The organism is [Actinomadura] parvosata subsp. kistnae (assembly GCF_900323885.1).
GTDB classification, from domain to species: Bacteria; Actinomycetota; Actinomycetes; order Streptosporangiales; family Streptosporangiaceae; genus Nonomuraea; species Nonomuraea composti.
The window spans coordinates 190,036-206,519 of record NZ_OOHJ01000006.1 but is presented as its reverse complement, the minus strand read 5'-3'; the positions used below and the strand labels follow the sequence as shown (position 1 = coordinate 206,519).

Here is a 16,484-nt window from a genome sequence, read left to right as displayed (position 1 = left end):
AAGCCCTCCTCTTGGCGGACCGGCTTTGCCAGGGATTTCGAGCCATTCACGCCGCAAGGTCGTACGTGCCAGGCAGCCCGTTCCAGCGCGCCCACCGCGGCGTGGCCGCTACCTCGCCCGGAAATGCTCAGCGGCCGAGATCGACCTGCGCCTGTGATGGCCCCCTTCTCGAGCAGGCCGACGAACCCGAGGTTTGTCGTTCGCCGGCAGAGATCGCACCGCCGTCTTCCGGCCGAGCCGGCCCTCTGACCAGCACTCTGGTAGATCGGCGCGAAGGCGAACGCTTGCATGGAGGTCCTGCATTCCCAGCTGGCGTCCAGATGCGGCGTTACCGGAGCGCGCCGCCCACGAGGAGATGAGACAGCGGCGACATCCCACCGACGGGGCGCGAAGCAGGCATCGCGTGCAGCGCACGCGAAATGCCGTGTGCGATGGTGCGGACTGCAGCGGCCATCTCGTGCAGCGCCCCTGAGCTCGCTGGTCCCACGACGGACACGGCGGCCACCATCGCGGAGCGCGGGCCGAACACCGGTGCCGCACACGACACGGCTCCCAGGGTGAGCTCCTCGTCGCAGGTGGCGTGGCCCACGCGCCGGACCTCCGCGAGCGCGGTACGCAGCGCGTCCGGCGAGGTCAGCGTTTTCGGTGTGTAGCGAACGAGCGCGCCGGTCACAATCCTGTCCTGAACGGCCGGGCTGGAATGGGCGAGGATGGCCTTGCCCACTCCGCTGGCGTGCAGCGGCAATCTACCCCCTGCGCGTCCAACGGTTGGGATCGCGCCCAGCCCGGAGATCTTCTCCACGAGCAGGGCCTGGTCACCGTCCGCCACGGCCAATTGCACGTGCTGGCGCGTGGCGTGGTGCAGGTCGTGCATGTACGGCAGTGCGGCCTCACGCAGGACCGAGACCCGGGACGCGCGGGCGGCCAGTTCCCATGGCCGCGCCCCACCATGTAACGCCTGTCTCGCGAGCGCTCCAGCACACCCAGGCTGATCAGTTCCTGGGCCAGGCGGTGGACGGTGCTCGTGGGCAGGCCGGTTGCCCGGCACAGGTCGGAGAGGGACAACTGGACGCGTTCGCCGGTGAAGGCGCCCAAGATCGCCGCGACCTTGGCAATGACCGACTGCCCGGGATGCCCGTTGTTTCCTGCCACGACTTCCTCCACCAGGTGGTCTCCCACTGAGTGGGATCGGCGTTTCGACCCGACTCGTCTCCTTTCATAGTGAATTCCGACTCCAGTGAATTCCCGGTTTGATGAGAAAGGGGGTGCCGTGATGGCGCTCACCGTTGCGGTGGTCGGAGGTGGCATCGGCGGCTTCGCAGCCGCGGCCTTCCTGCGCCGGGCCGGCCTGCACGTCGCGTTGTTCGAGCAGGCCGCCAGATTGACCGAGGTCGGCGCCGGGCTCGTCGTGGCGCCCAACGCCGCCCGGTTGTTGCGCCGCCTCGGTCTGGGCCAGCGCTTGGAGGAGGCCGGGGTACGGCTTGAGGTGGGGTGGGAGTTTCGCCGATGGCAGGACGGCCGGGTGTTGTTCGCCCAGCCCTTGGGCGAGGAGTGTGAGCGTCTCTACGGCGAGGCCACCTGGGTGCTCCACCGTGCCGACCTGCTTGGCATGCTCTGCTCAGCAGTGCCCGAATACGCCATCCACCTTGGCAAACGTTGCGTCGACCTGCGCATGGAAGACGATCGCGCAACGCTCGTCTTCGCCGATGGTTCCACCACTGACGCCGAAGTCGTCGTCGCGGCCGACGGCGTCCACTCGATCCTGCGCGGGCGCGTCACCGCGCCGCGAGCGCCCACGGCAACCGGACTGTGCGCCTGGAGGGCCCTCGTCCCGGCCGAGGCCGTCCCCGGCTTCGCTCGCCGCCCCGTCCAGACGCTCTGGCTCGGTCACGGGCGCCATCTCGTGCACTATCCCGTCTCCGGCGGTAGACAGGTCAACGTCGTGGCCTTCACCCCCGCGGGCAGTCAGGACGTGGAGTCATGGAGCTCTCAGGGGCGGCCGCAAGACCTGGCCGCGGAGTTCGCCGACTGGGACCCGCGCCTGCGCGAGCTCCTCACGGCCGTAACGTCCGTCGGACGCTGGGCCGTCCTGGAACGCGATCCCCTTGACGTCTGGACGGCTGGGCGTCTGGCGCTGCTGGGAGACGCAGCTCATCCCATGCTGCCCTTCTTCGCCCAGGGCGCGGGCCAGGCCATCGAGGATGCGGCCGTCCTGGCCGCCTGCCTCGCGCGTGACCCGGGACACGTCCACGCCGCTCTGGAGCAATACCAGCAGGCACGCGTGCCACGCGCCCGGCGGGTACAAATCATGAGCCGGGCGCGGCTGGCCCACCATCACCTTCCGGACGGTCCCGAGCAACAGAGCAGAGACGCGGCATTCGCCGCCGAAGACCCGCTCGGCCACAACGGCTGGCTCTACTCCTACGACGCCGAACACGCCTTTGCCGAAAGGAACGCAACATGACATTCACCTGGGGCGGACTGACGCCCGGCCACGCCGCCGTGGAAGAGGCACAGCCGCCGGACCACGCGGTCACCCACACCAGCACGGTCGAGGTCGTCGGCTACGACAAGCAGGACATCGGCCCTGCCGCCGAGGGCTACGAGGTGGTCGCAACGCTGCTCACCGAGCGCTTCAGCGGCGGAATCGAAGGCATGGGGTACGCCGACCACATCCGCGTGTTCCGCCCCGACGGCACGCAGATCGCCGCAGGCGTCGAGCGAGTCATCGGATCGGTCGGCGGCCGGACGGGCTCCTTCGTGCTGACCAGCCACGCCCAGGACGACGGATCAAACGCGGTGCGCGGCGTCTGGACGGTCGTGCCCGGCTCGGGCACCGGCGAGCTGGCCGGACTGCGGGGGCGCGGGGAATTCACCGCGCGGGTGCAGCCGGACGGCTCGTGGCGCGCCGAGGACAACTTCACCTACTGGTTCGACTGAGGAGCAACGAGCACATGATCTCCGACTACGCCGCCGTCAACGGCGTCTCGCTCTACTTTGAGCAGCGCGGCAGCGGCCCCGCGATGCTGTTCATTCCAGGAGGAGGGGTGGACGCCAGCCATTTCGCCCAGGTGGCCGAACTGCTGGCCGACGAGTTCACCACCGTGACCTATGACCGCCGCGGCTATTTCCGCAGCCGCCGGCCCGAGGACGGAACCACGATCGCCGAGCAGGCAGACGACGTGGCGGGGTTGCTCGAAGCGCTGGACCTCGCACCCGCCATCGTCTGGGGCGGCAGCCTCGGCGGCGTCATCCTGCTTGAGCTGATCAGCCGCCGCGCCGACCTGGTGGCCACGGCGATAGTGCACGAGCCGCCGCTGTTTTCGGTCCTTTCCCAGGGCGAGGCCATGGCCGCCGAGATCACCCGCCAAGCACGAAGTGGCGATGCCCGCAAAGCGATGGAGGAGCATGCGAGCCAGGCCCTCAGCGACATCTTCAGCCGCCTCACCCCCGGCCACCGCGAACGATTGATCGCCAACGGGGAGCCGTTCTTCGGGTTGGACGTGCCCGCCCTGACCGCCTACCAGCTCGACGCCGCAGCGCTGGCCAAGACGAACGTTCCCGTGGCCGTCGTCGCCGGCGCCGAAGGGCCGCTGAGGGTCACTTCACAGTGGGTCGCCGATCAAGTGGGAACGCACGTACATGACCTGGCCGGAGGACACATGCCCTACGCAGTCGAGCCACAGGCGACAGCCCAGCTGCTCCGACGCCTTAGTGCCTCTAGCCAGCCGTCTTGACAGCTGAGATGAGGGATCTCACCGCGGCCATCGCCCGCGACGCAGTTCTGCCGTCGTCGAACCGGTCGGTCGTCCCTTCCGCCGGGTCGTGGGCTCGTTCGTCCGCACCGGAAAATCCCAACGGCCCAGGCGTTCCCGCACGGGTGGCCTACACCCCGGCAGATCGCCACACTTTGCGCTTCGACACCTTGACCGTCGCCTTGAGCGATCCGACCGGCGGGGAACGCCGGCTATCGCCCGTCCGCTGAACGACCGGGCGGCTGACGTTGCGAGAGCCCCGTGACGCCGGACACGAGGAGTCGCAGGGCCGTGCCGAAATCGCGGTCGATCTCGTCCTGCCCGCCGGGCAGGTGCCCCTGGGCCGCGGTGATGACGAAGCCGGTGACCAGCGCGTGCAGCACGTCGCTCGTGCGCCGCAGCTCCGGCTCCGCCACCCCGGCCAGCCGGAGCACCCGGTCCAGGGTGTTCCGGATCGGTGAGCGCCGCTCCTCGATGAGCTCCGGGTGCGTGTGGATGTAGGACCAGATGGTGGGGTGTGCCTGGGCGTTGCGGAGGTAGGCGAGCGCCAGCTCCGCGAGCTGGTCCTGCCACGGTGCTCCGTCGTCGGGCGGCAGGGGCACGCGCTCGGCCACCTTGGAGCAGACCAGCCCGATCAGCGCCTCCCTGCCGGGCACGTGGTGGTAGAGCGACATCGGGTTGACGCTCAGCTCGGCCGCCAGCCGGCGCATGGACAGGCCCTCGGGGCCCGCCTCGTCCATCAGGCGCAGCGCGTTCGAGCAGATCTCGTCCAGTGTCAAGGGCAGGCCCCTGTGCCCGCCCCGCCCCGGGTTACGGCGGGATGGACGGCTGGAAGGAACCGCGATTCCGTCCAGCCGTCCACACTCCCTTTTGAACCACTGTCGAGCGTTGAGCGGTGACCACGGTACGGGGGCGGGGCCGTGGGCCGAATCTGTCGGATGACTGGGCGCCGCCGCGCGACGGCGGAAGCCACGGTTCCTGGAAATGATGGGCGATCCGCGCACATAGGCACAGGTGTCCGACCACGTGAGCCGATGAGGAGACGCACCATGGGAACCGCCCGTGGATGACGAGCGGCCGGCCAGGTTCGAGGCCGCCTACCACCGGGCCTACGGCCTGATCACGGCCTACGCCGCGCGCCGCTGCGGCGAGCCGCAGGACGCCGCCGACGTGGTGGCGGAGACCTTCGCCGTCGCCTGGCGGCGGGTGGAGGAGCTGCCGGAGGGCGATGAGGCCACGCTGTGGCTGTACGGCGTGGCGCGCAAGGTCCTGGCCAATCATTTCCGGGGCGACAACCGCCGCCGGTCGCGCACGGCCGAGCTGGACGCCGAGCTGGCCGACCTGTACGGGCACTGCCCGGATACCGAGGTCGAGCTGGACGCGATCGGCAGGGCGTTCAGGAGCCTGCCCGGCGACGACCGGGAGCTGCTGTCCCTGCTCGCCTGGGAGGGGCTGGAGCGCGAGGAGATCGCGAAGGTGCTGGGGCTGTCGCGCAACGCCGTACGGATCAGGCTGCACCGGGCCCGCCGCCGCCTGTCCCGCGCGCTCGCCGAGGCGGGCGTGCACGTGAGCACGCGGAGCGGGCTGGTCCCGTCGAAGAGGGCGCTGTGAGGAGCGTTGTGAAGAACATCGACGAAATCGAAGCGATCAGGCCGCTGGCCAGGGTCGAGCCCGGCGGTCTGGGCGGTGATCCGTCCGGTCCGGCGGCCCGGGCGCTGCTGGCCGAGGTCACCGCGCACGAGTCCGCGTCCGGGTCCGGTCCCGTGACGATGCGGGCCCGGCGCCGGTTCAGGCCCGCGTGGCTGGCGGCCGCGGTCGCGCTCGCGGCCGGCATCGTGGCGGTCCCGATCGTGCTGCGGGACGGCGCGCCCAGCTCGTACGCCGTCAACCTGGACGACGGGATGGTGACGATCCAGATCCGCGACTTCGACGACGCCCCTGCGCTGCAGCGGCGCCTGCGGGAGTTGGGGGTGCCGGCGCTGGTGGACCACGTGCCCACGGGCATGATGTGCAGGGAACCGCGCGGCGAGCACGTGCAGACCATCCCGCGCGGCCTGTACAGCGTGCCGGAGAACATTCCCGGCGAGCCGGGGAGAGGGTGGCAGATGCGGATCAACACCAAGCTGTTCAATCCCGGTGAGACGTTCGTGTGGACCATCAGCGGCCAGTACGGCGGGACCACCACGTACCTGATGCGGGGACCGGTGGCGCCGTGCGAGCCGGTGCCGGCGCCCACGCCGAAGGTCCTCGTGTACCACTCCGCCACCGGGAAGAACGGCTCGCTGGCCGGCTTCCCGGTGGATGGCAAGACGGTCGGCGAGGTCATGTCAGAGATCAGGAAACGCGACTTGAAGGCGGTCTTGGTCGTCATCGAGCTCAATCCGAGCGGAGGCTTCGCGGAACCTTCTGATCAGGACATCCCCGTCGGCGACGACTGGATCGTCTGGGATGCCGAAGAGCGCTCCAAGGGAGTGATCCGGCTGCGCGTCACCGAGGAGCGGCTGGACAGGAACCCGGTCACCGGCGAGTAGGGTGCTCTAAAGAGCTCGCAAGGCTTCGGCGAGATCGTCCCCGTAGTACCCCCAGCAGCGCAGGGCGCCGTGGCCGTCGAGTTGCCCCATAGCGTAGGCGCCGTCCTCGGCGTCGCGCGCCAGGCAGATCTCCCCGAGCTTGATGATCAGCGAGGGGCGGATCCGCTCACGGCCGCCCGTGTGCAGGTCCATGAACACCGGCGTGTCGAGCGGCAGCAACTCGGCGGACCGCGTGCTGGCCACCTCGGCGATCCGCGCGGGCGTCCAGCCGCTGGGGAGTTGGTGCCTCACCGCTCCACGGTAGCCCTGATCGGCAGCCGCTACCGGTCTGAGCCGGCGCGCCAGCCGAGCAGGTCATAGGCTCGTGCGAGGTCATCGGCCCACGCGCTGTCATGGTCACGCTCGAACGCCGCCAGCAGGCGGTCACGTACCAGCTCGCCGTGCAGCCACGTGAGGACCTCGGCAGGCAGCCGCGCCCCGCCGGCCCACCCGGTCACCAGGTCGGCGAGGTGGCGGTTGGCGGCCGGTCCACCAGCGGTGTCCCATTCGCCGAGGAACGCGCCCACGTCGCCGGTGAGTTCGCCGGCCGCGCCGAGGAAGCCGGCCGCGTCGCCGAACGAGCCGGCCCGAGGCGGATACCCGGACAGCAACGAGCGCCAGACCGCCATGAGGTAGCCCTCGACGGCGTCCTGCTCGTCCTGCGGCCAGCTCCGCCAGCCGTGCGCGGCCGGTTTGCCCAGGACGATGCCCGCGTCGAGTTCGTCGCCGGTGACGAGCCGTTCCAGCAGCAAGGGCAGCAGGCTCTTGACGTCCTCGACGGATCCGACGGTGTTGCCGAGGCTGATCGTGAGCGCGAACAGGTCGTGCTCGTCCGGCCGTACGGAGCCGCGGCAGTGCGGGCATCCGTCGAGCACCGCGCGCCGGGGGTAGCGGGCGAACACCTCGCGAAGCCGCTTCAGCGCCGTGGTCAGGCCGTCGTCCATCCTCCCAAGTCTCGCACGTGCTGACAAAAGACGATCTATGGTGACGGACGCATCGCCGGCGGCGGCGGACTCCGAGGTCATCGCGAGCTCGCTCGACGGCCCGGAGCGGTTCGCCGCCGGTTTCGACCGCTACGCCGGCATCCTCTACCGGTATGTCTCCTTCCGGCTCGGCCCGGAACTCGCCGAGGACCTTGCCCTTCCTGCTCGGCTCCGCCTCCCGGCATACGCCGTGAAGGGCAACCAGGACGGATCGATCAACATCAAGATCTACGATCTGCGGGAGCCCGAGCAGCTTGAGCAGGACCTGGCCGGGCGGGGGGTGACGGCCGACATCACCTATCTGCCGCTCGGCAAGCGCTGCGGCAACACTCGGGCCCCCGTCCTGGAGGGCGACGACCTCGGCGTGGCGGGAGCCGGCCGCCGGTGACGCCGCCGCGCGGGCCGCCGGCCGTCTCCCCGCCGGGATCTTCGGCGACCTGCCCGAGGCGGTGGAGCTGGCGGGCTTGGTGAACACGGTCGCGGAGTCCGCCGCGACCGACCTGCGGGCGCGATTCACCGGCTTCAGGCCATGGACCGCGAGGCTGGCACGGACGATCTCTGACTCGCGGCCGGGCTCACCGGAAGATCGACGGCAGGCCGCCGCCTTCGAGGTCGTTGGGGCCCGGCTCCAGCAGCACCCCGTCCTCCAGGTAGGTGAACCCGGGAGCGAACTCGCCCATCTCGACCAGCACCCCGTCCACGTCCATCAGTTCCCCTCTGAGAGCGGGCGTGGCGGCGGCCACCGCGTCCCAGTCGATCGCCCGCCCGGCCGGATCCAGGTGCGGCTTGAGGTCGACACCTCCGGCCAGCAGGCCCTCCTGGACGACCCACAGGGTCAGCATGCCGCCCATGGCCAGCAGGTCGCGCTGAGCCTTCGCCTCGGCGGAGTCGTCCAGCACGAGCTCCTCGACGATGTCACGGACACTTTCCAGATAGGGGAGCGCGAACAGCAGGCCCTGGCGCGCGCCGCCCGGCTCGATGGACGCCTCCAGGACGTAGCAGCTCCGGCTCTCCCACGGCTCCGGAGCCGGCTCGCCGGCCGCTGTGTAGGCCTGGGGGAATCCGCCTTTGACATCGGGTACGGGTAGCTGCCACATTCCGCCGCCGAGGCGCAGCAGGACCCTGTCGCCCTTGGGGTCGTACCAGACGTCCCGGAGGCGCGCGTCCGTCCCCGCCTCCTCGGGCAGAGGCGCCACGGGGCGGAAGGCGCCGCCGCGCCACACCGCGAGCCCCTCGGACGTCACCGCCCACAGAGCGGGGGAGGCCGGGCGGCAGAACAGCAGCTCGATGCCGTCGCCCAGGGGCAGCAGGCGCCCCCAGCGGTCGGAGTCGTCCAGCAGGAACGGGCGATCCTCTTCGTCCACGTAGAACAGCCCGGCGGGCGTCGAGCAGAACAGCCCCGTGCCCCTCGGGGGGCCGCCGCCCGTGACCTTCCGCCAGGACCCCTCGCGGGCGACCCAGGTCCGGCGCTTGCGGCCGTGCCAGAGGACGACGCGGTCACGGTCGCAGATCAGCGTGAGGTCGTCGTCGATCTCGTCGAGATCGGTGAGTGCCTCGCACGGGGCGGCGATCTCGTCCGTGTGCCCGCCGGCCGTCCGGCTGAGGGCGCCGCGCCCATCGAGGGTGACGGTGCCGTGCGGGCCGCGGCGTGCAGGTAGTAGCCGCTGGTCGGCGCGTCGGTCTCGACCCAGTGGTCGCCGTCGAGCCACACGTCGCCGGCGCCTCTGACCGACAGTGCCATGAGGTTGCCCCCCACGCTGACCCATTCGGGACGATCGGGCAGTGCCAGCGGCAGCGGATAGGTGATCCACTCGCCTCCGGGCGGCGGCGCAGGAGCTGGTGCGCTTCGAGCAGGGCCCACTCGCCGCTCGCCTCGTCCACCGCGAACGGCCGGTGGTACCAGCCGGCCCGCATGTAGACCTCGGTCGGGGCCTGCTCCTCGCCCCAGGGCTCCGGTTCGGCCCACGGCCCCATGTTCCCGCCGCCGCGCAGCACTTCGGGGCGCCGGGTGAGCGGATTCCACGTCAGGCCGTGGCCCAGGGGGCCGATGCGGGGGCCCGGCTCCCATCCCGAACCGGGCACGAAGTGATGGCCCTGCCCCTCGTGTTCGACGGCCACCAGGCGGCCGTTCTCGTGATCGGCGACCACGAGGGACAGATGGTCGGTGAAGACGTTTTCCATGCCGGGCAGCGGGCCGGCCACCTGCGCCCACGAGTCCCCGTCGAGCCGGAGAACGGCCCCGTTCCTGCGGACGGCGTAGACGTCGGCGCCGAGAGCGCAGGCGTCGAGGATGCCGTCCTCGTGGAGGGGGAGCGGCTCCGGCTCGCCGTGCTCGGGTGTCAGGAGTGCCAGATCCTTGCCCTCGAACGGGCGGCGTTGCCTGCGGACGAAGCGGTCGCCCTGCCAGACCCACTGCTCGATCCCGCCGCCCACCACGCAGTAGAGCACCAGCGCGCCCAGCGAGGGGCTGTAGGCCAGGTGCCGCGACCATTCCTGAACGGGGGAAACCGCCTGCCATCCCGCATTGCTACCGATCATGGCAAGTCAGGTTAACGGCACGGAGCCCTGAAATCAGCCGACACCGTGAGCGGTTCTGCCGACACGACAGCCCTGATGTCCCACAAGGCAGACGTCAGAGGAAGCCTCGACCCGGCAACGGCTGGAGCCCGGAACCAGTCATACGACGGATCCGCCGTGTTCGCGCCCCGTTGTACGGTCACGAGTCGCATCTTGGAGCGATACCACATACCCGTGAGGTGGCGGTCGCCCCGGCCGGCCCCGGTCGTGGGTGAGCGCGCTGCCGGGGACAGGGCCAGATGTCGCCGCCGCCCGCGCGGGCCCGCGCCCACCATCAAGGAGGTCTCCCAGCCACCGGCGCACTACCGCTTCCATTTATGTATGAGTTTACGTAAGCTCATCCCTAACTTGGCCGGAAGGAGAAGCGGTGTCCGAGGGGAAGCGGCGGGTCCGGGTGATCGCGCTGGGCGGCACCATCGCCATGACGGCCAAGGACGGCCACGCCGGTGTCACCCCGTCCCTCGACGCGCAGGCGCTCATCGAGGCCGTGCCCGGGCTGAACGAGCTGGCCAGGATCGAGGCGGAGAGCTTCGCTCGCGTGCCCGGCGCCCACCTGACCCTCCTCGACCTGGTGCGGCTGGCCCGCAGGATCGAGCAGGTGATCGGCGACGGTGTCGAGGGCGTGGTCGTGACCCAGGGCACCGACACGATCGAGGAGAGCGCCATGGCGCTCGACCTGCTGCTGGCCACCGAGCAGCCGGTGATCGTCACCGGGGCCATGCGCGATCCGGCCCGGCCCGGCGCCGACGGCCCCGCCAACGTGCGCGGCGCCGTCCTGGCCGCGGCGAGCGACCGGGCTCGCGGCATGGGAGTGCTGGTGGCGATGAACGACGAGATCCACGCCGCGAGGTTCGTCCGCAAGGCCCACACCAGCCGGCCATCGGCGTTCGTGTCGGCCGGCGCGGGCCCGGTGGGCTGGACGGCCGAGGACCGCGTCAGGATCCCGCTGCGGCTGTCGCGGCGCGTGCACATCGGCCTGCCACCGCAGACGGAGGAGATCGCCGCGGTGGCGCTCGTGACCGCGGCCCTCGGTGACGACGGGCGCGCGCTGGGGACACTGCCCGGCCACGGCTACCAGGGCGTGGTCGTGGCCGGGTTCGGGGTGGGGCACGTGGCCAGGCGCACGGTGGAGAGCCTGGCCCGCCTCGCGCGGGAGATGCCGGTGGTGCTCGCCTCACGCACCGGAGCGGGCGAGACGTTCACCGGCACCTACGGCTTTCCCGGCTCGGAGCGTGACCTGCTCGGCAACGGCCTGATCCCCGCCGGCGCGCTGGCCGCACCCCAGGCCCGCGTCCTGCTGGCGCTCGCGCTGAGCGCGGGCTGGAGCGCCACGTCCATCACCGCGGCCTACGACGCCCTTTCGGGATGAGAGAGGTACCCATGACCTACACCGGCCATCGCGTCGACAGCGCGTGGCTCGAACCGGACGAACACGCGGATCTCGACCTGCTCGTCAACGGCCGCTCCGTGCGCGTGCAGGTGCCCGCACGGTGCACCTTGGCCGACGCGCTCAGGGAACGAGGTCTCACCGGGACCCGGCTGGGATGCGAACAGGGCTCGTGCGGCGCCTGCACGATCCTGCTCGACGGCCTGCCGGTCCGCTCCTGCCTGACGCTCGCCGTACAGGCCGAAGGCTGCGAGCTGGAGACCGCCGAACAGGCGCCGCCCAGCCGGGAGCTGGGCGCCTTGCGGCGCGCCTTCCACGAGCACAGGGCCCTGCAGTGCGGGTTCTGCACCTCGGGATTCCTGATGCTGGCCGCCGGCCTGCTGCGCGACGAGCCGGACGCCGGCGCCGCGAGGGTGCGGGAAGTCCTGTCGGCCAACCTGTGCCGGTGCACCGGCGGCGTTCCCATCCTGCGGGCCGTGCTCGCCGCGCAGCGAGAACTGAACGGAGGGCACGCGTGAAACCGCCGCCCTTCGCCTACCGCAGGCCGTCCTCCGTGCAGGAGGCGCTGACCCTGGCCGCGCAGGCGGGGGAGGACGCCAAGTTCATCGCCGGCGGGCAGAGCCTGATGCCCCTGCTGGCGCTGCGCATGTCGCGGCCGAGCCACCTCATCGACATCAACCGCCTCCCCGGCCTGGACGAGCTGCGCCAGAGCGGCGCCGGCCTGCGCGTCGGCGCGCTGGTCCGCCACGCGACGCTGGAACGCGACGCCCGGCTCACCGGCCCCTGGCGTGCCCTGCGCGAGGCGGCGGCCCTCATCGGCCACCATCCCATCAGGCTGCGCGGCACGTTCGGCGGCAGCGCGGCGCACGCCGACCCGTCGGCCGAGCTACCCGTCGTGGCCGTCGCCATGGACGCGACCTTCGTCGTCCGCTCCACGGCGGGCGAGCGGGAGATCCCGGCGTCCGATTTCTTCGCCGGCCCGCTCATGACCGTGCTCGACCCCGCCGAACTGCTGGTCGAAGCCCGCTTCCCGGCTCCGCCGCCGCGCACGCGCAGCGCATTTGAGGAGTTCGGCCCGCGCGCCGGGGACTTCGCCTTCGCCTCCACCGCCGTCACGCTGAGCACGCGGGACGACGGCACGGTCCAGCAGGCGCGGATCGCGCTCGGCGGAGTGGACGCGGTGCCCGTACGCGCCTACGAGGCCGAGCAGGCACTCGAAGGCGAGCCCCTGACGGACGCCACCGTGCGCGAGGCCGCCGGACGAGCCGCCGCGGGGTGTGCCCCGTCCGGCGACGCGCACGCGAGCGCGACCTACCGCAGGCAACTCATCGCCACGCTTGTCGAGCGCGCCCTGTCGCGGCTGAAGGAGGAACGATGACCCACGGCTACATCGGCGCCGGCGTCGAACGCGACGACCGGCACTTCCTCGACGGAACCGCTCAGTACGTCGCCGACGTCAGCCGCGAGGGCCAGCTCCACGCCAGGATCGTGCGCAGCCCCGTCGCGCACGCCCGTATCGTGGCGATCGACGTGGCCGAGGCCCTGGCCCAGCCCGGCGTCGTCACGGTGATCACAGCCGCCGACCTCCCCGACGTGCGCATCCCGATCCGCCTGCCGATGGCCGAGACGCCCGACACCCACAAGTTCCTCCAGCCGCCGCTGGCCCGCGGCGTGGTGCGGTACGTGGGCGAGCCGGTCGCGGTCGTCGTGGCCGCCGACCCCTACCTCGCAGAGGACGCCGCCGAGCTGGTCGATCTCGACCTCGACGAGCTTGACGTGGTGACCGACATCACCTCCGCCGCCTCCACCGGGACGCCGCTGGTGCAGCCCGAGGCCGGGACGAACCTCGTCGCGACCGTCCCGCTGACCTTCGGCGACGTCGACGCCGCCTTCGCCCGCGCCGACATCGTGCTCAGAGATCGGCTGCGGGTGCACCGGCACACCGCCGTGCCCATGGAGACGCGCGGCCTGCTGGCCGAGGTGGACCAGGGCACCGGCGTGCTCACCCTGTGGGGCGCGGCGAAGGTCAAGCACTTCACCCGGCAGGCCCTCAGCGGCATGCTCGGGATCGACCCCGAACGCATCCGCGTCGTCGAGAACCACGTCGGCGGCGGCTTCGGGGTGCGCGGTGAGCCGTACCCGGAGGACTACCTCATCGCCTTCCTCGCGCTGCGGCTCGGCCGGCCGGTCAAGTGGATCGAGGACCGCGCCGAGCACTTCGTCGCCACCAACCACGCCCGCGAGCAGGAGCACGACTTCGAGGTCGCCGCCACGGCCGACGGGCGGCTGCTGGCCTTCCGCGACCGCGCCTGGTGCGATCAGGGGGCCTACGTCCGCTCGCAGGGCATCCTGCCGGCGCTGCTGCCGGCTCAGCATCTGCCGGGACCGTACCGATGGGAGGCGTTCGCCCTGGAGGTCCACGGCGTGCTCACCCATCGCACGCCCGTGGGCACCTACCGAGGGCCGGGCATGACGGAGGCCACGTTCGTCCGCGAGCGCATGCTCAACCGGCTCGCCCACGAGCTCCGGCTGGATCCCGCCGAGCTGCGGCGGCGCAACCTGATCGAGCCCGCGCAACTGCCGTGGAACTTCGCGCCCACCCCCATCACCTACGAGAGCGGCGACTTCCCCGCCGGCCTGGACCGGCTGCTCGACCACGCGGGCTACGCCGAGCTGCGCCGGCAGCGGGACGAGCGGCGGGCCCGGGGCGAGCACGTGGGCATCGGCCTGGCCGCCTACACCGAGATCGGCGGCATCGGGCCGTTCGAGGAGGCCACGATCGTCCCGCGCCCCGACGGCGGGTTCGTCGCCCACGTCGGCGTCGGCTCCCTGGGTCAGGGCGTGGAGACCGTGCTCGCCCAGATCGCCGCGGACAAGCTCGGCGTGGCAATGCAGGACATCACCATCGACCACCACGACACCGACCAGCTCGCCCACGGCTTCGGCTCCTTCGCCAGCCGCGCCACCACTCTGGCCGGCAACGCCCTGGCCCTGGCGGCCGAGGACCTGCGCTCCCGGGCCGCGGACAAGCTCGGCGTGCCCAGCGCGGACGTGGAGCTCGGCGGGGGACGGGCCACGGCGCCCTCCGGCCGGTCGGTGCCGCTGAGCGACCTGGGCGAGGGCTGGGGCCGCTTCGACAAGCCTCATCCCAGCTTCTCCTTCGGCGCCGTCCTGTCGCTCGTCTCGATCGACGCCGGAACGGGGCAGGTGCGGGTCCTGCGCCATCTCGTGCTGCACGACGTCGGCCGTGCCGTCAACCCGGTGCTGCTGCGCCGCCAGCTCACCGGCGCGGCGGCGCAGGGGATCGGCGCGGCCCTGCTTGAGGAACTGCTGTACGACGAGTACGGCCAGCCGCTGTCGACCCTCCTGTCCGACTACCGCATCCCGACGGTCGAGGAGCTGCCCGACATCGAGGTCATCGTCGAGGAGCGGCCCACCCCGGCCAACCCTCTTGGCATCAAGGGAGGCGGCGAATCGGGCATGGTCGGCACTCCCGCCGCCATCGCCAACGCCGTGGCCGACGCGCTCGGCCCCGCGAGCGGCGCCCGGGTGTGGCGGCTGCCGCTCACGCCCGGCCGGGTCCGCGAGCTGCTCCGCTCCACCTGATCAGGAGGTATTCGTGTACTGCTGGCCCGCCCCCGTCGTCCCCGAGATGACCGAGCGCCAGAAGGGATTCTTCGCCCCCAACCTGAGCCCGGTCGGGCTCGAGCTCATCCCCACAGAGCTGGCCAAGGGCGTCTACGCGCTGATGGCCAACCGGCTGCCCAAGGACAACAACGGCCTGATCGTCGGCAGCAAGGGCGCGCTCGTCGTGGACACGGGCATCACCCCCGGCGTCGGCGCCTACATCCAGGACGTGGTCAGGAAGATCACCGACAAGCCCATCATGTACGTCGCCAACACCACCTACCACGGCGACCACACCTTCGGAAACGTCGCCTTCCCCGACGACGTGCCGATCATCTCCTCCCGGCTCAACAAGGCGGCGATGACCGACCTGGAGATGGAGAAGAGCCTGCGCGGCGAGAGCATGTACGGCGATCCGGGCATGGAGGAGGTCGTCACCTGGCGAGAGCCGGACATCGTCTTCGACCGCTTCTGCGAGATCGACCTGGGCGGCCGCGTCGTGCACCTGTGGCACTTCGGCACTGGCAACGGCTCGGGCGACACGCTCGTCCACGTGCCCGACGCGCGGGTGGTGTGGGCCGGCAACTTCCTGCGGCACGCGGGCATGCCGCCCATGCTGCTGGCCGGCGACCCCATCGGCTACAGCCGATCCATCCGCGCCATGAAGGCCACGCTCGAACTCGACCGGTTCGTGCCCGGCCACGGCCCGCTCAGCGACGCCGAGCCGTCCGTGAGCTGGATGCTGGCCTACCTGGAGAACATCGCCGCCAGCGTCCACCGGTACCGCGGCGAGGGCATGGACCTCGACACCATGATGGACACGATCGAGCTCAAGGACCGGCTCACGCTGCCCCCGGACGTCCCGGGCGCGGACCGCTTCCCCGCGCTGATGGACTCCCTGCACCGGCTGAACGTCCTGCTCACCTACCGCTACCTCGAAGCGACGGCACCACGATGACCATGCGCATCGACAACGACTTCGCCGTCCCGCTGCCGGTGGACGACGCCTGGACGACGCTGCTGGACGTCGGCCGGATCGCCGCCTGCATGCCGGGGGCGGAGCTCGACTCGGTCGACGGCGACGTGTTCTCCGGCCGGGTCAAGGTCAAGGTGGGCCCGGTGAGCCTGACCTACAAGGGCCAGGCCGAGATCACGGGAAGGGACGCGGCCTCTCATGTCGCCGTGCTGGTGGCCCGGGGGCGCGACGCCCGCGGCAACGGGACAGCCGGGGCCACCGTCACCATGCGGCTGACCGGCGACGGCGACCGCACGCGGGTGCACCTGCTCACCGAGCTCGACGTCACCGGGCGGCCCGCCCAGCTGGGCCGCGGAGTGATGACCGAGGTCAGCAACCGGATCATCAACCAGTTCGCCGACGAACTGGCCGCCAAGCTGGCCGCCGAACGCACGACCGCCACCCCGGCCGCGTCCGCCGGCGTCGACCGCACGAAGCCCGCCGCGGCGCCGGAGCACGGCACCCCGGCCCGTCCCGCACGCGAGATCAACGTCCTCAGCCTGGCAGGCCGCTCGCTCGCGGCCCGCCTCTGGCAGCGCATCGTCCGCCTGTTCGGCCACCGCTGACGGA

At 71.4% G+C, this 16,484-nt stretch carries 18 protein-coding genes and 1 pseudogene; 13 read left to right on the top strand and 6 right to left on the bottom strand.

Annotation, left to right across the window (positions count from 1 at the left end; all coding sequences use genetic code 11):
* Positions 1 to 328: 328 nt before the first annotated feature.
* Together KIS93_RS04575 and KIS93_RS68765 are read right to left on the bottom strand one after the other, a co-directional pair.
* Positions 329 to 1,048, bottom strand: coding sequence for an IclR family transcriptional regulator (locus KIS93_RS04575; RefSeq protein ID WP_420895846.1), 720 nt, complete (start codon positions 1,046 to 1,048; stop codon positions 329 to 331).
* Positions 970 to 1,308: pseudogene (locus KIS93_RS68765) on the bottom strand (helix-turn-helix domain-containing protein); the annotation flags it as partial. The pseudogene KIS93_RS68765 and the gene KIS93_RS04575, both read right to left, overlap by 79 nt.
* Here KIS93_RS68765 and KIS93_RS04565 point away from each other — a divergent pair.
* From KIS93_RS04565 to KIS93_RS04555, 3 genes are read left to right on the top strand one after another with little or no spacing between them, the layout of a single operon-like run.
* Positions 1,274 to 2,464: an FAD-dependent monooxygenase gene (locus KIS93_RS04565; RefSeq protein WP_186403985.1), complete on the top strand. Its 1,191-nt coding sequence runs from the start codon at positions 1,274 to 1,276 to the stop codon at positions 2,462 to 2,464. The pseudogene KIS93_RS68765 and the gene KIS93_RS04565 overlap by 35 nt on opposite strands.
* Positions 2,461 to 2,940: a DUF3224 domain-containing protein gene (locus KIS93_RS04560; protein WP_168017671.1), complete on the top strand. Its 480-nt coding sequence runs from the start codon at positions 2,461 to 2,463 to the stop codon at positions 2,938 to 2,940. The genes KIS93_RS04565 and KIS93_RS04560 overlap by 4 nt, the downstream gene beginning before the upstream one ends.
* 14 nt (positions 2,941 to 2,954) lie before the next feature.
* The gene (locus KIS93_RS04555) at positions 2,955 to 3,737 is read left to right on the top strand and encodes an alpha/beta fold hydrolase (protein ID WP_186403719.1); all 783 of its coding nucleotides are present in this window, start codon (positions 2,955 to 2,957) and stop codon (positions 3,735 to 3,737) included.
* A gap of 230 nt (positions 3,738 to 3,967) precedes the next feature.
* Here KIS93_RS04555 and KIS93_RS04550 read toward each other — a convergent pair whose 3' ends face one another.
* Positions 3,968 to 4,534, bottom strand: a complete 567-nt coding sequence (locus tag KIS93_RS04550; protein ID WP_222107243.1) for a TetR/AcrR family transcriptional regulator — start codon at positions 4,532 to 4,534, stop codon at positions 3,968 to 3,970.
* 283 nt (positions 4,535 to 4,817) lie between these two features.
* Here KIS93_RS04550 and KIS93_RS04545 point away from each other — a divergent pair, with 283 nt between their 5' ends.
* Both KIS93_RS04545 and KIS93_RS04540 read left to right on the top strand, forming a co-directional pair.
* Positions 4,818 to 5,366, top strand: coding sequence for an RNA polymerase sigma factor (locus KIS93_RS04545; protein WP_186403718.1), 549 nt, complete (start codon positions 4,818 to 4,820; stop codon positions 5,364 to 5,366).
* Between the two features lie 8 nt (positions 5,367 to 5,374).
* On the top strand, positions 5,375 to 6,286 hold the full coding sequence (locus KIS93_RS04540) for a hypothetical protein (protein WP_186403717.1): 912 nt from the start codon (positions 5,375 to 5,377) through the stop codon (positions 6,284 to 6,286).
* A gap of 6 nt (positions 6,287 to 6,292) precedes the next feature.
* On the opposite strand, the gene KIS93_RS04535 is transcribed toward KIS93_RS04540, so the two are convergent.
* Both KIS93_RS04535 and KIS93_RS04530 read right to left on the bottom strand, forming a co-directional pair.
* Entirely contained in the window at positions 6,293 to 6,577 is a 285-nt protein-coding gene (locus KIS93_RS04535; protein ID WP_186403716.1) for a hypothetical protein, read from the bottom strand.
* A gap of 29 nt (positions 6,578 to 6,606) precedes the next feature.
* On the bottom strand, positions 6,607 to 7,269 hold the full coding sequence (locus KIS93_RS04530) for a hypothetical protein (RefSeq protein WP_186403715.1): 663 nt from the start codon (positions 7,267 to 7,269) through the stop codon (positions 6,607 to 6,609).
* Positions 7,270 to 7,306: 37 nt separating this feature from the next.
* On the opposite strand from KIS93_RS04530, the gene KIS93_RS04525 reads away from it, so the two are divergent.
* The gene (locus tag KIS93_RS04525; RefSeq protein WP_186403714.1) at positions 7,307 to 7,696 is read left to right on the top strand and encodes a hypothetical protein; all 390 of its coding nucleotides are present in this window, start codon (positions 7,307 to 7,309) and stop codon (positions 7,694 to 7,696) included.
* 187 nt (positions 7,697 to 7,883) lie between these two features.
* Here the strand turns inward: KIS93_RS04525 and KIS93_RS04520 are convergent, their stop codons facing one another.
* Positions 7,884 to 9,017 carry a hypothetical protein gene (locus KIS93_RS04520; protein WP_186403713.1) on the bottom strand — a complete coding sequence of 378 codons (1,134 nt, stop codon included), beginning with the start codon at positions 9,015 to 9,017 and terminating at the stop codon, positions 7,884 to 7,886.
* 379 nt (positions 9,018 to 9,396) lie between these two features.
* Here KIS93_RS04520 and KIS93_RS04515 point away from each other — a divergent pair, with 379 nt between their 5' ends.
* From KIS93_RS04515 to KIS93_RS04485, 7 genes are all read left to right on the top strand, one after another.
* Positions 9,397 to 9,861, top strand: a complete 465-nt coding sequence (locus tag KIS93_RS04515) for a hypothetical protein (protein WP_186403712.1) — start codon at positions 9,397 to 9,399, stop codon at positions 9,859 to 9,861.
* A gap of 391 nt (positions 9,862 to 10,252) precedes the next feature.
* Complete coding sequence (locus KIS93_RS04510) at positions 10,253 to 11,254, top strand: asparaginase (protein ID WP_222107242.1); 1,002 nt, start codon at positions 10,253 to 10,255, stop codon at positions 11,252 to 11,254.
* Positions 11,251 to 11,790 (top strand): (2Fe-2S)-binding protein, encoded by a 540-nt coding sequence (locus tag KIS93_RS04505; RefSeq protein WP_246005178.1) that lies wholly within the window; start codon positions 11,251 to 11,253, stop codon positions 11,788 to 11,790. Before KIS93_RS04510 ends, KIS93_RS04505 begins: the two co-directional genes overlap by 4 nt.
* Positions 11,787 to 12,650: an FAD binding domain-containing protein gene (locus KIS93_RS04500; RefSeq protein ID WP_186403711.1), complete on the top strand. Its 864-nt coding sequence runs from the start codon at positions 11,787 to 11,789 to the stop codon at positions 12,648 to 12,650. Before KIS93_RS04505 ends, KIS93_RS04500 begins: the two co-directional genes overlap by 4 nt.
* Positions 12,647 to 14,878, top strand: a complete 2,232-nt coding sequence (locus tag KIS93_RS04495) for a xanthine dehydrogenase family protein molybdopterin-binding subunit (protein ID WP_186403710.1) — start codon at positions 12,647 to 12,649, stop codon at positions 14,876 to 14,878. Before KIS93_RS04500 ends, KIS93_RS04495 begins: the two co-directional genes overlap by 4 nt.
* 13 nt (positions 14,879 to 14,891) lie before the next feature.
* Entirely contained in the window at positions 14,892 to 15,857 is a 966-nt protein-coding gene (locus KIS93_RS04490) for an MBL fold metallo-hydrolase (RefSeq protein WP_186403709.1), read from the top strand.
* Between the two features lie 2 nt (positions 15,858 to 15,859).
* Positions 15,860 to 16,480: an SRPBCC family protein gene (locus KIS93_RS04485; RefSeq protein WP_186403708.1), complete on the top strand. Its 621-nt coding sequence runs from the start codon at positions 15,860 to 15,862 to the stop codon at positions 16,478 to 16,480.
* Positions 16,481 to 16,484: the final 4 nt, after the last annotated feature.

Bases quoted from the DNA above. Each gene is read 5' to 3' on its own strand.
- KIS93_RS04565 (WP_186403985.1), top strand. From the start codon at position 1,274: ATGGCGCTCACCGTTGCGGTGGTCGGAGGTGGCATCGGCGGCTTCGCA.
- KIS93_RS04560 (WP_168017671.1), top strand. From the start codon at position 2,461: ATGACATTCACCTGGGGCGGACTGACGCCCGGCCACGCCGCCGTGGAA.
- KIS93_RS04555 (WP_186403719.1), top strand. From the start codon at position 2,955: ATGATCTCCGACTACGCCGCCGTCAACGGCGTCTCGCTCTACTTTGAG.
- KIS93_RS04530 (WP_186403715.1), bottom strand. From the start codon at position 7,269: ATGGACGACGGCCTGACCACGGCGCTGAAGCGGCTTCGCGAGGTGTTC.
- KIS93_RS04525 (WP_186403714.1), top strand. From the start codon at position 7,307: ATGGTGACGGACGCATCGCCGGCGGCGGCGGACTCCGAGGTCATCGCG.
- KIS93_RS04515 (WP_186403712.1), top strand. From the start codon at position 9,397: ATGGCCCTGCCCCTCGTGTTCGACGGCCACCAGGCGGCCGTTCTCGTG.
- KIS93_RS04505 (WP_246005178.1), top strand. From the start codon at position 11,251: ATGAGAGAGGTACCCATGACCTACACCGGCCATCGCGTCGACAGCGCG.
- KIS93_RS04495 (WP_186403710.1), top strand. From the start codon at position 12,647: ATGACCCACGGCTACATCGGCGCCGGCGTCGAACGCGACGACCGGCAC.
- KIS93_RS04485 (WP_186403708.1), top strand. From the start codon at position 15,860: ATGCGCATCGACAACGACTTCGCCGTCCCGCTGCCGGTGGACGACGCC.